The following is a 14,900-nucleotide window of genomic DNA, read 5'->3' as shown; positions in this document are numbered from 1 at the left end:
ACCTCGGCGCAGAACCTCGGCGCAGAAACCGCTAAGAAACGCACCATCACTAAAAAGGAGCATTCAGTGGCAACCTTCCCTGAAGCTACCCCCGCGCGAGCCGCCCGGCACACACAGCCGGGTCGCCTCAAGCAGCTGGCACGCAGCTGCGGCGCACTCACCCTGGGGCTCACCCTCGGGCTGACCGCCCTGCCGTTCGGTACCGCCGCCTACGCGGCACCGGGCGTAGTACGCGGCGCAGACCGGGACGCACCCCACCAGAACACCGGCACCGGCGAGAACAACAACGAAGTTCTCTCCCCCAGCCTGGACGGCGCCACCGGCGAACGCGCCGTGTTCGTCCGATTCAAGGGTCAGGGCGCGTACGCCCAGACCCAGCCGGACGCGGTCCGCTCCCGCGCGCAGGCACCCGTCAACGCGCAAGCACAGGTGCAGGCAATCCGCGCCAGCGTGCAGCAGCAGGGCGCCTCCGCGGCGAAGGAATCCGGCGCGCAGGTCCTGTACACCACCCACAACACGATGCGCGGCGTGGCGCTCTACGGTAACGTCGAGCAGATTCGTGCGCTCGCGAACCGCGACGATGTGGAACGCATCAGCATCATTGAGGACATGGCACCGCAGAACAGCGGCACCCTCATTGATACGGACACGCTCTCCGTGTGGGCGAAGAGCCCGGCAAACCCCGCCTCCACCGGCTACACCGGCAAGGGCGTGAAGATTGTCGTGCTCGATACCGGTATCGACTACACGCACGCCGATTTGGGTGGCCCCGGCACGCAGGAAGCCTTCGAGAAGGCAAAGGCATCCGACACGATTCCCGAGGGCACCTACGATCCGAAGAAGTTCCTCGGCGGCTACGACCTGGTCGGTGACGATTACAACTCCGGTAAGAAGGAAACCTCCACTCCCCACCCGGATAACAACCCGCTCGACTGCGGCGGCCACGGCAGCCACGTGGCGGGCACCGCGGCAGGCTACGGCGTGAACGCGGACGGCAGCACCTTCCACGGCGACTACTCCAAGCTCACCGAAGAGCAGCTCAAGGACATGAAGATCGGCCCCGGCTCCGCGCCGGACGCCCAGCTGATTGGCCTGCGCATTTTCGGTTGTAAGGGTACCACCGCGTTCGTCCCCAAGGGCCTGGACCGTGTGCTCGACCCCAACGACGACGGCGACTTCTCCGACCGCGCTGACATCGCGAACCTGTCGCTCGGCAACGAGTTCGGCGTGTTCGATGAGACCGTGAACTACGCGGTCGGTTCCCTCTACCGCGAGGGCATCCTCTCCGTGGTTGCAGCGGGTAACGCCAACAACTACAACGCCGTGGGCGACACCTACTCCAACTCGGGCGGCCCCGGCACCAGCGCCTACGGCCTGACCGTGGCGAACTCCATCGGCTCGACCCAGCTGGTAGACCGCGTGAAGATTCTCGCCCCCGCGAACGAGGCAGACACCTACGGTGACTACTCGGTGAGCTTCGACTACTCGAAGGCGACCGAGGAGCAGCTACGCGGCACCGTGGTGCGTGCCGCCTCCCGCAACCGCTACGCCTGCGAGGCATTCACCGAAGAGGAAGCTGCAGCACTGAAGGGCAAGTGGGCTCTCATCGACTGGGCGGACGCTGACGGCACCGCCCCCTGCGGTTCGAAGGTACGCTTCGACAACCTGCAGGCGGCTGGCGCGACCGGCGTGGTGCTCACCTCGAACACTGAGGTTGGTGACACCGCTATCGGCGGTAACTCCTCCATTCCGGGCGTGCGCCTGGCAAAGAGCCAGGTGGAGCGCCTTTCCGCGCAGATTGATTCGGGTGAGCTGACCCTGCAGCTCGGCGAGAACCTGCGCGACTCAATCCGTGTGCCCAACGGCAAGCTGGATCAGGCGAACACCTCCACCGCGCGTGGCCTGCACGGTTCGCACGGCATCACCAAGCCGGACGTTGCGGCACCGGGCACGAACATTTCCTCCATCGAGGTTGGTAGCGGCACCGGTTCGAGCGTGAAGACCGGTACGTCCATGTCCACGCCGTTTGTTGCCGGTGTTGCGGCGCTGATCATGCAGGCGCACCCGGAGTACGGTCCGCGCATGCTTAAGACCGTCATCATGAACACCGCCGACCACCACATGCAGGACGCCTGGGGCAACCCCTACGCGGTGGACCGCGTGGGTACCGGCCGCATCAACACGCGTGCGGCGGTGGCTGACCGCGTCATGCTGTTCAACGCGGCACGCCCCGAACAGGTTTCGGACACTTTCGGTGTGCTCGAGTACACCCCGAACGCCGGTGTGCAGACCCTGCAGCACCGCGTGAGCGTTGAGAATACCGACTCGGTGGCGCACACCTACACCCTGAACTATGAGGGCAGCACGAGCATCCCGGGTGTGGAGTTCTCCTACCCGCAGTCCGTGTCTGTGGGTGCCGGTCAGAAGGCAACGTTCACCGTGACGGTGCGCATTGACCCGTCGAAGCTGGAAAAGACCCGCGACCCGTCCATGTACCCGAACCAGGATTCGGTGAACTACTCGACCGGTACGGTCACCATTTCGGGTGCCCGCCAGTACATTGCGAGCGCTTCGGGCCGCCTGATTCTGACCGATGCTGACTCTTCGGCTGCGGTGAAGACCCTGCGCATGCCGCTGCATGTGGCACCGAAGCCTGTCTCCGCGATGCGTGTGGCTGGCTCCGATATCGCCTTCGATTCGAACGGTCCGGGCGCGCTAGAGCAGACCCTGACCCTGCAGGGTACCGCGGTGGATCAGGGCGGTTACCGCTCCCTGCTGGGTGCTTTTGAGCTGGGCGCTTCGAGCCCGCGCATCCCGACCGCGAAGCTGGGTGTGGGTTCGGATTCCCGCATGGACCTGCAGTACGTGGGTGCCGCCTCGAACGTGGCGGCGTTGAAGGCTGCCGGTGCGGACACCTCCGAGGCGCGCCTGTCCTTCGGTATTTCCACCTGGGGTAACTGGCAGGAGGTGACCCCGCGCGGCACCTACTACGTGTTCATTGATACCGACAAGGACGGCACGAGCGACTACCGCCTGCAGACGGTGCGTGAGAAGGGCCTGGACTACCCGCTGGTGAAGGTTTCTAAGCGCAGCAACGGCAAGTGGCAGGCCATTGAGAACGCCCTGTACCCGCTGAACGGCACCTGGGGTGATACGGACACCAACATCATGGATTCGAACACCCTGGTGATGACTGTTCCGCTGAGCGTTCTGGGTCTGGACCCGGACGCCGAGTCCACTGAGATTTCGTACTCGGTGACCACTTCTAGCGCGTTCTCCGCGACGACCGTGGTTGATACGACTGATTCGGTGGTGTTCAACTATGCGGCGCCGAAGCTGTGGTTCAGTGGCGATTCGGCGGGCGTGCCGAACCTGTTCGTGGACGCACCGGAGACTCAGCTGGTGGCGCACCGTAACGGCGACGCGAAGAACGTTTCTGCGCTGTTCCTGCACATGCACAATGCGACCGGCGACCTGTCCGGTGTGAATGGGGCTGCGGGTGAGCGTGCGCAGGTTCTGCGTGTCTCGTCGAACTCTGAGGATACCGCCGCGAGCGCGCACTTTACGGATGTTCCGGCGGATTACCCGTTCGTGAATGATATTAACTGGCTGGCTCAGCGTCGTATTACGACCGGCTACCCGGATGGTACGTTCCGCCCGAACGGTTCGGTGGAGCGCGGCGCGATGGCGGCGTTCTTCTACCGTATGGCGGGTTCGCCGCAGTTCACTGCGCCGAGCACTCCGAGCTTTAAGGATGTGCCGCGTGATCACCCGTTCTACAAGGAGATTGAGTGGATGCGTGCCCGCGGTATTACGACCGGTTGGTCGGATGGTACGTTCCGTCCGAATGCTGCGGTGAACCGTGACGCTATGGCGGCGTTCTTCTACCGTTTTGCGGGTTCGCCGGCGTATTCTGCTCCGGTGGCGTCGCCGTTTAGTGACGTGTCGGCCGGTAGCCAGTTCTATCGTGAGATTTCGTGGTTGGCTGAGCAGCGTATTACGACTGGTTGGGCTGATGGTTCGTTCCGTCCGGTTCAGCCGATTGAGCGTGGCGCGATGGCGGCGTTCTTGCACCGCTATAACGTGCGTGTACTGAATAACCGCTAGTCGGATGCGGATGTGAGGGCCGTGTCGGAGTGGAGTTTTCTGCCCCGGCACGGCCTTTTCTGTGGGCTGTTATGTCTGCGGCGTAGACTTAACTTATGCGTGAGTTACAGGTTCAGAACGGCGAGGATGAGACGCTGTCAGCTACTCGGGATGTCCTCGACCAGGAGGAGCTTCTGAACGCGGCGGTGGACTTCGTTGATCGCTATGAGAGCGTCTTTGAACATCTAAGCCGCTGATATTCCTTCGAAAGAAATACCCCCGGTAAACACCACAAGCCCTTAAACCCACATAAACCCAAGAAATTTTTATGAAAATATTTTATGAAAACCATAGAAAAGCACAAAATCAAACATATTTCAATGTAGTGCAATATGTGATATTTTCAACAGTATTTTTCCTGGATTAATCCACTCCAAATCTGCTAATCTATGAAACACAACACACCGTTAATTTTTCGATTTATTATTAGGAGGAAATTATGTCTAATATTTTTTCCAATCTTCGTTGGGGCGTTGATACTCATGGCAAAAAATAAAGAAGCCCTCTACGACGAGATTGTTGACATACAGAACAAGATTGATCACCACCCAATGATTTCTGGGCCTCACGCCGAAGCTAGTAGCCTTGTTGAAATCATGAAAGAACAGGGTTATTCACATGAAGAGATTGAAAAATCCCTCAAAGACCAAGGACTTCCAAGTATTGTCGATATTGGCAAAAATACTATTAGCGGGATGTTTAGCCTTTGGTGGCTTAACTATAAAAAAAATAATATAGAGGCGTCAATCGAAAAAATCTCCCGCAAGGAAGATCGTCGAAAAAATTAATACACCTAAAATGATTTAATACTATTAGGGATGTAATTTATTTTTTGACGCCATTCTCATTCTAGCTAAATACCCCCGGCGGATGCTGTACGCGTCTGCCGGGGGTATTTGCTTGCCTCACCCTGCCCGAGGTGGGCTAGTTAGCGCGGGCGGGTCTGAACGCACCGTGTGGAACACTACCTTGCTTCCCTCGGCGGTTCACCGCACGGGCTATAAGGTGGAGCGTACACTTAAGTCATGCGTGAATTACAGGCACAGATCATCCGTGAAATGGGCGTCAAGCCCAACATGACCGAAGAGCAGGCACGCGAAGAAGTGGAGCGCCGCATCCAGTTCATCTGCGACTACCTGGAAGCCACCGGAAGCCGCGGCCTGGTACTGGGCATCAGCGGCGGTATCGACTCCACCCTGGCGGGTCGCCTCTGCCAGCTGGCGGTGGACCGCCTCAACGAGCGTGGCCGCACCACCGAGTTCGTGGCGGTGCGTCTGCCCTACCGTGTGCAGCACGACGAAGAGGACGCGCAGGAGGCGCTGCGTTTCATCCAGCCCACCCGTTCCCTGACCTTCAACATTGCGGAGGCTGTCGACGGTTTCGACACCGCCTACGCTGCCGCGACAGGCGAGCAGATGAGCGACTTCAACAAGGGTAATGTGAAGGCGCGCGCCCGCATGATCGCCCAGTACGCGGTTGCTGGCGGCCCCGGCTACCTGGTGGTGGGTACCGACCATGCGGCGGAGTCCATTACGGGTTTCTTCACGAAGTTCGGTGACGGCGGCGCGGACCTGCTGCCGCTGGCTGGTCTGAATAAGCGCCAGAACCAGTTGCTGCTGCGGGTGCTGGGTGCGTCTGAGCGTCTGTGGGCTAAGCCGCCGACGGCTGACCTGCTGGACGGCGTGCCCGGCCGTACCGATGAGGATGAGCTGGGTCTGACGTACCCGCAGATTGATGACTACCTGGAGGGTAAGGAAATCGACGAGGCGGCAGCTGCGAAGCTGGAGCAGATTTACCTGCGTAGCCGCCATAAGCGCACTACTCCGGTGACGATTTTTGATTCCTGGTGGAAGAACTAGGTGGAAGAACTAGCGCCGAAACACTAGCGCTTTAACCGCCATAGAACTAACGTAAATGCCCCGGCTCCCTTGGTGGGAGTCCGGGGCTTTTACTATGTTTTCGCAGACCGAGGACTATGCCTTCTGTTCGGGCTGTGCGCCAGAAACCTGGGCAGCCTGAACGTCTGAATCCTCAGAACCTTCAGCTTCTACCTCAGGCTCAGCGGGCGGTACCTTCGAGCCGCCCGTGGCGAGGAACAGCACCAGACCCAGCGCACAGGCGAGCACCTGGGTGAAGGGGAACGCCCAGGTCAGGCCCTTAAATCCGAACCACATGTTACCGAAGTACACGGCGGGGAAGAACAGCAACGCAATACCGATGGTCATCAGCATTGCCGGGCCGCCCTTACCGGCCGCCTGGAACCAAGACACAAACACGATGCTGACCGCGTTGAACACGGCGGCGAGCATGAGCGCGATCATGACCTCTTCGCCGGTGTCGATGAGGCTTGCATCGCCAACCACGGCGAGCAGTTCGCGGCGGAAAATCAGCACCGGAATGGTGATGATTGCGGAGGTCGCCACGGACAGGATCGTTGCGGTACGCAGCGCCTCCTTCACGCGGGCGCCGTTGCGGGCACCGTACGCGTAGGCGTACAGCGGGATACCGCCCATGCACAGGCCCATGCACAGCATTTCGGGCACCATGTTCAGGCGCATTGCCAGGCCGAACGCCGCGACGGTGTCGTCACCGTAGGAGGCGGCGAGGTTGTTCAGCAGCAGGGCGGCGAAGATCAGGTTGAGGCTCTGAATGAGCTCGGCGGCACCGACCGCGACCACGGGCTTGATGATGGCGGGGTCGAGGGAGAAGTCGCGGATGTTCGCGGAGAAGTTCTCGCTCTGACGCATCAGGAACAGCAGGTAGTACAGCATGGATGCGCCGTTCGCCAGCAACATCGCCCAACCGGCACCGGCGACGCCCATGCCCATGATGGCGATGAACAGCACGTCGAAGATGCAGGTGACGACGGTGCCGACGATGATGCCGTACATGGACTGCTTGGCGTAGCCTTCGGATCGGACGAGCTGTTCGAGGGTGAACATGCCGATAGCGAGGGGCGCGCCGAGGAACATGAGGTGCACGTAGATGCGGGTCGGTTCGTAGGAGCCGCCGGATGCACCCATGATGCTGGTGATCGGGTCGGCGAGGATGAAGCCGATAGCCGCCGCGACGATACCGGCACCGAGCGCCGAGTAGAGGGCGAAGGAGGTGACGCGGTGAATTTCGTGGGCGGGCTGGCCTTCACCGAGCTTGCGGGAGGCGAGGGTTGAGGAGCCCAGGCCGAACAGGCCTGCGATCGCCATGATGACGCCGAAGACGGGCACGCCGTAGCTGGTGGCGGCGAGGTCTTCGGTGCCGCCGTAGTGGCCGACGAAGTAGGAGTTCACCACGTTGTAGATGCTGGTGATGGCGAGGCCGAGTGCCATGGGCACGCCGAGGGAGAGGAGCGCCTTGAGGATGGGGGCGTCTTTGAGCAGGTAGATGTTCTGCGGGTCTTCGCTTACGCCGTGCGGGCGGTGTCCTGCGGCGGGTGCGCTATTTTTGGGTGCGTTATTTTCAGTCTGGTGGGACGTCATAGGTTCCTTGGTCTGCGTGGTGTCCGGTGCGCGGTAAGAAGCGTGGTCCGCACAAAAAACGGGCTAGTGTATTGTACCGTTTCCACGTAGTGGTTGGGCTAGGGGTTTAGCCATAAAAAGTAACGAGGCGCCCCTCCCCCGCTATTCGGGGTGGGGCGCCTCGCCTCATACGTATCGCATGTAGGAGTGTGAGCTATTCGAGTTCAACCGGACCAAGCACGCGAACCTCCTCAATATCCAGGATTTCCTGAATCGCGTGGAGCACATTCGTGTCGATTATGCGCTCATTACGCAGGCGCTTGAGCACGCTGCGTTGCTTCTCCAAATGCCGCAGGCGCAGCTCTTTCTCAAGGTCGCCCGCTTCAATAATGCGGCGGGCTTCTTCCGGCGCATTCGCACCGTCTTTACGAACGGCGTGCAGGTTGCGGTGTATACTCGCGTTGTACATCTGTTCGTCGGCAATGCGGTCGATAATCCACTGTGGTGCACCAATTTCCTGGCCGATCTCAGCCACAGAGTCGAAGGACTCGGCAATGATCGTGCGGATTGCTTCATTAATCTCATCTTCTTCGGTGGTATCAACCGGAATTTTCGCCCACCTAATAACGAGCGGCAGGAGCATCCCCTGAACCACCATCGACAGCAGAACCACGCCCGCAACAACAAAGATAATAAAGTCACGCGCGGGAACATCAGTCGGCACGGAGAGAGCCACCGCGAGGGAAACACCGCCGCGCAGTCCCGCAAAGGTACTCACTACACGGCCACGGAAAGTTGTGCGCAGCTGCTTCTGCTTTTCTGAACGGTCAAGGGCACGAATAATACCGATCGAGACGTGCAGGAAAATAAAACGCGCCGCAATGGAAACAAGCCATGCCACCACAATCACGGCGAACGTCAAAGCCCACGCATAGTTGTATTCACGAAGAACATCATCCACAGGCGCTGTGGCGCTGGGCAGCTGAACACCCACGAGCACGAAGAGCGCACCGTTCATGACATAGGAGACAAACGACCAGATGGGCAGACCGTAGAAACGGTTTTGGGGTTTGATGGTATCCGGTCCGCGATAGGTCAGGTAGAAAGCGGCGACCACCACAGCCACCACTCCGGAACCTTTCATGCCCTCAAAAGGCTCGATCTCTTCAGCCAGGAAGAAAGCAATAAACGGCACGGTAAACATGAACACGCTGAAGTTCATGGGGTTGCCGATGTGCGCACGCAGCTTATCTACACCCCATCCGACGGCCAGGCCAACGAGAGTTCCAATCAGGAACGAGAAGAAGAACATTCCGGATGCAGTCCCCAGGGTAAGTTCATGACCACCCGCAAGCTGCAGGGCGAGTGCGAAAAGAACTAGGGTGGTGCCGTCGTTAATGAGTGCTTCCGCTTTAAGGGTGGTGATGGAAGATTTGGGGAGTTTGCCGTTGAGCGTTGCCACGGCCACAGCATCGGTGGGGGCGAGCGCCACACCGATAATCAGCGCCACATGCCACAGGTAGACGCCCATAAATGTGTGAAGCACCCAGGCGATAACGAACGCCGTGAAAATTACGAGCACCGTGCCCGAGAGCAGAATGCCGCGCAGACGAGCGCGCGCCTCACGCCAGGAGGTGTTTCGGGTCTCCCAGAACAGCATCACGGGCAGGAAGATTTCGAGAATCACGTGCGGTGGCAGCCCGACCTCGCGCACCTCGTGCATGGCGTGAACGGGGATGAGCGCCAGCACAAGCCCCAGGAAAATGAGCAGAATGGCGGGGGTTATCCGTATTTTATGGGCGAGGATATTACCCAGAAGAATTGCCAGCGATAGGGCAATGATGACTTCAAGCAATTTGGTGTGTTCCTTTTGGATGTGGCGGCTGGTTCATGGTGTGCGTCTGATAGACGGCTGATGTCCGCGAGTGTGCGGGTGCCGAGGTGCCCAAAATGTTTTGCTCGTTCCCTGGGCCGTGAGGCTTCCGCGTGGGGACGAGTGCGGGCGTAGCTTCTGTATTTTACCGTTGTTCAGTGCGGGTGGGTGGATGTTTACCCTGAGCAAAACCTTGCCTTATGGCCGCTCGGGATGTGAGTTTATGGGAGGCGACCTGCGTGCATCCGGCGGGTCTGCTCAGCCGGGCCTGCTCAGCCCATGAACCGCCCTACTCTAACCGCTTTTCATGACGTTTTGTGTCGTTCTGACGTGAACTTGGGGTCGTACTGTGTCAGAGAACAGAAAATCCGCCCCTGTGAGTGCGCGCGAACACTCAGAACGTGAGAAGATAAGGTCATGACTGATAACAACACCGTAACCGGCAGCCCGCTTGTTAAGCGCGGCCTGGCCGACATGCTCAAGGGCGGCGTCATCATGGACGTCGTCACCCCCGAACAGGCTAAGATCGCTGAAGATGCTGGCGCTGTTGCCGTCATGGCTCTCGAGCGCGTTCCCGCGGATATTCGTGCGCAGGGCGGCGTGGCTCGTATGTCTGACCCGGACATGATTGAGGGCATCATTGATGCTGTTTCGATTCCGGTCATGGCGAAGGCACGCATCGGCCACTTCGTTGAGGCTCAGATTCTGGAGACCCTGAAGGTCGACTACATTGACGAGTCTGAGGTTCTTTCCCCCGCTGACTACGTGAACCACATTGATAAGCACCAGTTCAAGGTGCCTTTCGTGTGCGGTGCTACCAACCTGGGTGAGGCTCTGCGCCGTATCACCGAGGGTGCCGCTATGATCCGTTCGAAGGGCGAGGCTGGCACCGGTGACGTCTCTGAGGCGACTAAGCACATCCGCACCATTAAGCGTCAGATTGCTGAGCTGCAGGGCCTGTACAACACCATGCCCGACGAGCTGTACGTGAAGGCTAAGGAACTGGCTGCACCGTACGAGCTGGTTCGTGAGGTTGCTCAGACCGGTAAGCTGCCCGTGGTGATGTTCACCGCTGGTGGCGTGGCTACCCCCGCTGACGCTGCAATGATGATGCAGCTGGGCGCTGACGGCGTGTTCGTTGGCTCCGGTATTTTCAAGTCGGGCGACCCGGTTGCTCGTGCGAAGGCTATTGTGAAGGCTACTGCTTTCTACAATGACCCGGAGAAGGTTGCTGAGGCTTCTCGCGGCCTGGGTGAGGCTATGGTCGGCATTAACGTTGCTGACATTCCGGCACCGCACCGCCTGGCGGAGCGCGGCTGGTAATTCGTGCGCGCACCCCGCATTTGGGGTGAGTGTTTGATGAGGGGGTGGGGTTCGCTGAGGCGGGTCCCACCCTCCTTGCGTTTGTTGTGTTTGTTGTTTTGTGAAGGGAGCGGTGATGGTTGAGAAGGTTCAGCCTACCGGTGTTTTGCCGGGTGAGGGTTTGACGGTTGGTGTTTTGGCGTTGCAGGGCGGCGTGAGTGAGCATGCGGAGATGCTGGAGTCTCTGGGTGCGCAGGTGCGTTGGGTGCGTACTGGTGAGCAGCTTGAGGGTCTGGATGCGCTGGTTTTGCCGGGTGGTGAGTCGTCGACGATTGACCGTTTGACCCGTATTTTTGGTGTGCGTGAGCCGCTGATTGAGGCGATTTCTTCGGGTCTGCCGACTCTGGGTACCTGTGCTGGCCTGATTATGTTGTCGGAGCGTATTGATGATCCGGCGCCGGGTCAGCAGTCGCTGGGTGTTTTGGATGTTTCGGTGGGTCGTAACGCGTTTGGTTCGCAGGTTGATTCTGCGGAGGTGCGCCTGCCGTGGCTGACCCCTGCCGGTGATGAGGTGGTTATTGATACGGCGTTTATTCGTGCGCCGATTGTGACTGGCACTGGTGAGGGTGTGCAGGTGACGGCTCGTCATGAGGGGAAGATTGTGGGTGTGCGTTCGGGCAACCTGATTGGTATTTCTTTCCACCCGGAGGTTACGGGCGATACGACGGTGCATGAGGAGCTACTGGCTCTGGCACGCGAGGTGAAGGGCAAGTAGCCCCTCCCCCAAAAAATAAGCCCGGTAATGACCGTTTAAAGAGTTGTGGCGATGACCGTTGTTCGGTCACCGCCACAACTGTTTTTGCGCGGGTTTATGCGTGAGTGGACTTATGGGCGGGAGCTGCTGGGGGTTTGGGGCTGGGCCTTCCACTGCTGGTAGGCGCTTGTGGCGAGGAATCGTGCACGGTTGCCGTCGCTGAGCGTCTTGATGTCTGCGGGGGCTGCCTCGTACCACTTTTCGTAGAGACGAATAATCATCTCGGGGTAGGCGGCTTCTTCCAGGTCTGCGCGGTGGGGGATGAATTCGTTGCGGTCCTTGATGTCTCGGTACTCGCTACCGGCGAAGGGGTCGGAGAGCCCGACGCTGGGGCGGGCGTTGTAGACATCGATGTTTTGAACGTATTCGGGGAGGGTGCTGCGCCCTGCTTTGAGTGCGGCGTGGCACTTGCTGTCGATTTCGCTGGGCTCAATGATGTGGGCGCCGTCTGCGAGGATGTGCCGGTACTGGATGTACGCGGGGTATTGTTCATCGGTGCGCGGGACGGGCTTGGCGGCTTCTGCTGATGCGAGATCTTCAGCGGAGTATGAGGAGCAGCTGACGGTGGGCGTGGTGCTTGCCGTTGCTGAGGCGCTCGCCGTGGAGGGCGAGGAGGTGCTACTTGCCGCAGTGTTTGCACCGCCGCAGGCGGCAAGGAACAGAGGCAGGGTTGAAAGAGCAGCACCGTATCGCAGTGCGTTATAGCGGGGGTTGGGGATCCTAGAATTCAGGGCCATAATGTCACCTCATTGTGGGCTGGAACATGCCGAATTGACCCTCACTATACGGGCAGTTTTGATACCTGGTCAAGAGAAAAATGTGTTTATTTTTTAAACTCCAACATCTCGGAAGACAATCGGCATACAAGCTTGTTCAGCGTCTTGACCTGCGTAAGCACGGAGACTACCGGGCTTTTGAGGCAAACATGGCGCTAAAACACCAGCATCAGATATTGCTATTTGCCCGATAATCAGCAGAAGCCAACATGCCCGGAGGAGCACACTCAGAGTGCCCGTCACGCACCCTCCAGCCCTACAAAAGCCTGCACCTCAACAGCCCAACGCTACTGCAGGAGGAAATAGATAAGTCCCCTAACGTATTCCCAGAGCAGTACCGAGAGGACGCACTGTGCAACAAATGCGGCTATAGCTGCGACGGTTGGCACCCAGTAGCTACGCTTAGAACATGCGATAAAAACTGCTATAAAAATAATGTATGAGACAATATCGGGACCCAAGAGAATGAATGCCTGTAGATCATATGGCCACAATATTCCATGCATATATTCTGTAGGAACTTTACATGAACTTAAGATATTGCCTTTTAAAATTTCATAAGTCCCATACATTTTAAAAACTAAATATAGCGAGGCAATCCAAAAAATGCCTATGCGAAGCTTTACACTCAGCCATATACTAAAAATTTGCCACAAGCTAGCAAGTACAACTCCCACCACGAAGAAGGGTATATGGTCGAAATAGCTATCTTGCCACCCATCACATGGCGAGACAAATCCATTGAAACTTGTATACAGGCTAGTTGGGAAAATATAGAAAAATTGCAATACAATGAGAAACAAGATATACAAAATTATTTTCTCATTTACGGCGAACATTTTATAAGTAGAATTCATGATGCCATTTCCTTTCAGTAGCATAAAAAGCTAGTAGCGGAACACCGAACGCATAGCCTCAATATTGTTTTTCTTATCCACTAAGCCCCGAAGCCAATGCTAAGACAAGTAGGCGACCTGCAAACCCTCCGCGCTCTTACCCCGTCTACCTCATGTTTAAGCAGGTCAGAACTTTAAGACTACTGGGTTGCACATCTTGCGTCTAGAGTGTTGGTTTTAAACTAAGATGGTATTTTCCATTGACCATGTATCAAATATTTGGGTATGTTTAGACGCAATATATCGTTCCATCCCTCTTGTGAGGTGGTCTCATGACCCACACCCCTGTTTTTCTTTCGCTCCGTTCCAGCGGTCTACGACGCGGTGCCGCGCTGGCGATTCTTCCCCTGCTTCTTGCCTCCTGCGGTAGCTCCACCAGCACGGCATCAAACACTCCCGCACCCTCGAATACGACCGTGACTTCATCCCCGTCAGCTACAAGCGCCACCGGGTCCACTTTCTCTTCCGCGGCGAAGAAGAGCTCCACCCCTTGCCTTGAACCTGACGAAGCCGCGAAAGCTGAAACCCTCAAGCAGCAGGAAGCCATGAGCGCCGACCGCGGTACGGCACTGCCCTCCTACGTCTCCGCGCGGCATGTTGTGCGCAACCAGGCGAACTTCCCCACCCGCGCCGAAGCTGAATCGGCAGGAGCCGAGTGCCTGGCACTGTACGAGAAGAACAAGGCCGATCACGCCTACGCCGCAGCATGGGTTCGCGCTATCGATGACAATAACGTGGCAAGCGGAAAGGTAGCCTCCGGCCCGCGCACTGACATCCAGAGCGCAGACCCCTACAAGGCAAGCAACTATGTCGATATTCGAGAGGGTAAGGAGTACTTCCCGACCCGACAGGAGCTGCTCGCGGCAAACTACCCCGAGAACTACATTGTTGCTTTTGAGTTGTGGGCGCAGCAGGCGCCAGCCGATGTGAAGCAGAAGAGCGACGCGAACCGTGCGGCCGCTAAGGATACTCGCTGGTCTGAGGTGGTAACCCTGCCCAGCCCCGACAACCCTGTCTAATCGAACCCCGTCTAATCTGAGTCTGTCTCATCTTAAAAATAGTTGTGGCGGTGACCGTTGTTCGGTCACCGCCACAACTGTTATAGGGTGCAGGTTAGGGCAGGAGCGCCAACCCAAACTCAATAACGATCAGCGCGACAGCGCACGCGAAGAGTACCCCACGCGGCACATTGAACTTCTGCCAGAGATCATACAGCTGGCTGGGAATCAACCAAATAACGAACGCCTGAAAGGCAAGCGATAACGCGGGGTTACCCCACTGAATAATCATCAGGGCAAGAGCAAAACCCACGCCGAGCGTATCCAGGATGCGCCGGTGCTTTAGCACCTGCTCCCTCTCCTTTTGATAGCTAGGGTTGTTTAGCAACCTTGGTGGTGCTTTTTTCAGTTGACCCACAAGGATCAAAACCGCCAGCGGGATCAGAGAAATATCGAAGAACATGGGAACCGCCTTTCATGTGGGGGTTCGCTCGCTACGCCGGTGACGAGCTGATGGCGCACCATCATTGGTGAAAACTTCTCAAAAACAAGTAGTATGCAACACATGTATAACGTGTTGTGGGTTACTTTACAGTACATATAGACCCTATTCAAGAGGTAAACACCTCCCCCCCCCCCC

11 protein-coding genes are annotated in these 14,900 nt (G+C 58.0%); 7 read left to right on the top strand and 4 right to left on the bottom strand.

The window, feature by feature from the left end; translation table 11 throughout:
* The first annotated feature begins 66 nt into the window (after nt 1-66).
* The 4 genes from HMPREF2842_RS01810 to nadE all read left to right on the top strand — a co-directional run bounded on the left by HMPREF2842_RS01810 (nt 67) and on the right by nadE (nt 6,005).
* Nucleotides 67-4,107: a S8 family serine peptidase gene (locus tag HMPREF2842_RS01810; RefSeq protein ID WP_070642244.1), complete on the top strand. Its 4,041-nt coding sequence runs from the start codon at nt 67-69 to the stop codon at nt 4,105-4,107.
* A 95-nt stretch (nt 4,108-4,202) separates the two neighbouring features.
* Nucleotides 4,203-4,343, top strand: coding sequence for a hypothetical protein (locus tag HMPREF2842_RS09285; RefSeq protein ID WP_168165832.1), 141 nt, complete (start codon nt 4,203-4,205; stop codon nt 4,341-4,343).
* Nucleotides 4,344-4,628: 285 nt separating this feature from the next.
* Nucleotides 4,629-4,934 carry a recombinase gene (locus HMPREF2842_RS01805; protein ID WP_070642272.1) on the top strand — a complete coding sequence of 102 codons (306 nt, stop codon included), beginning with the start codon at nt 4,629-4,631 and terminating at the stop codon, nt 4,932-4,934.
* Nucleotides 4,935-5,171: 237 nt separating this feature from the next.
* The gene (gene nadE, locus HMPREF2842_RS01800) at nt 5,172-6,005 is read left to right on the top strand and encodes an ammonia-dependent NAD(+) synthetase (protein ID WP_070642241.1); all 834 of its coding nucleotides are present in this window, start codon (nt 5,172-5,174) and stop codon (nt 6,003-6,005) included.
* A gap of 114 nt (nt 6,006-6,119) precedes the next feature.
* Here nadE and HMPREF2842_RS01795 read toward each other — a convergent pair whose 3' ends face one another.
* The gene (locus tag HMPREF2842_RS01795) at nt 6,120-7,622 is read right to left on the bottom strand and encodes an MATE family efflux transporter (RefSeq protein WP_070642238.1); all 1,503 of its coding nucleotides are present in this window, start codon (nt 7,620-7,622) and stop codon (nt 6,120-6,122) included.
* Nucleotides 7,623-7,815: 193 nt separating this feature from the next.
* Nucleotides 7,816-9,456: a Na+/H+ antiporter gene (locus tag HMPREF2842_RS01790; RefSeq protein WP_049356104.1), complete on the bottom strand. Its 1,641-nt coding sequence runs from the start codon at nt 9,454-9,456 to the stop codon at nt 7,816-7,818.
* A gap of 435 nt (nt 9,457-9,891) precedes the next feature.
* Here HMPREF2842_RS01790 and pdxS point away from each other — a divergent pair, with 435 nt between their 5' ends.
* Both pdxS and pdxT read left to right on the top strand, forming a co-directional pair.
* Entirely contained in the window at nt 9,892-10,797 is a 906-nt protein-coding gene (gene pdxS, locus HMPREF2842_RS01785) for a pyridoxal 5'-phosphate synthase lyase subunit PdxS (RefSeq protein ID WP_005507298.1), read from the top strand.
* Nucleotides 10,798-10,912: 115 nt separating this feature from the next.
* Complete coding sequence (gene pdxT, locus HMPREF2842_RS01780) at nt 10,913-11,551, top strand: pyridoxal 5'-phosphate synthase glutaminase subunit PdxT (RefSeq protein ID WP_049346512.1); 639 nt, start codon at nt 10,913-10,915, stop codon at nt 11,549-11,551.
* Nucleotides 11,552-11,661: 110 nt separating this feature from the next.
* On the opposite strand, the gene HMPREF2842_RS01775 is transcribed toward pdxT, so the two are convergent.
* Nucleotides 11,662-12,327, bottom strand: a complete 666-nt coding sequence (locus HMPREF2842_RS01775) for a hypothetical protein (RefSeq protein ID WP_070642235.1) — start codon at nt 12,325-12,327, stop codon at nt 11,662-11,664.
* A gap of 1,207 nt (nt 12,328-13,534) precedes the next feature.
* On the opposite strand from HMPREF2842_RS01775, the gene HMPREF2842_RS01765 reads away from it, so the two are divergent.
* Nucleotides 13,535-14,281, top strand: coding sequence for a hypothetical protein (locus HMPREF2842_RS01765; RefSeq protein ID WP_070642226.1), 747 nt, complete (start codon nt 13,535-13,537; stop codon nt 14,279-14,281).
* A 94-nt stretch (nt 14,282-14,375) separates the two neighbouring features.
* On the opposite strand, the gene HMPREF2842_RS01760 is transcribed toward HMPREF2842_RS01765, so the two are convergent.
* Nucleotides 14,376-14,723 carry a hypothetical protein gene (locus HMPREF2842_RS01760; RefSeq protein WP_070642222.1) on the bottom strand — a complete coding sequence of 116 codons (348 nt, stop codon included), beginning with the start codon at nt 14,721-14,723 and terminating at the stop codon, nt 14,376-14,378.
* Nucleotides 14,724-14,900: the final 177 nt, after the last annotated feature.

It is taken from the genome of Rothia sp. HMSC069C10 (genome assembly GCF_001812205.1).
Lineage (GTDB): Bacteria > Actinomycetota > Actinomycetes > Actinomycetales > Micrococcaceae > Rothia > Rothia mucilaginosa.
This window is presented reverse-complemented; position numbering and strand designations above follow the sequence as displayed.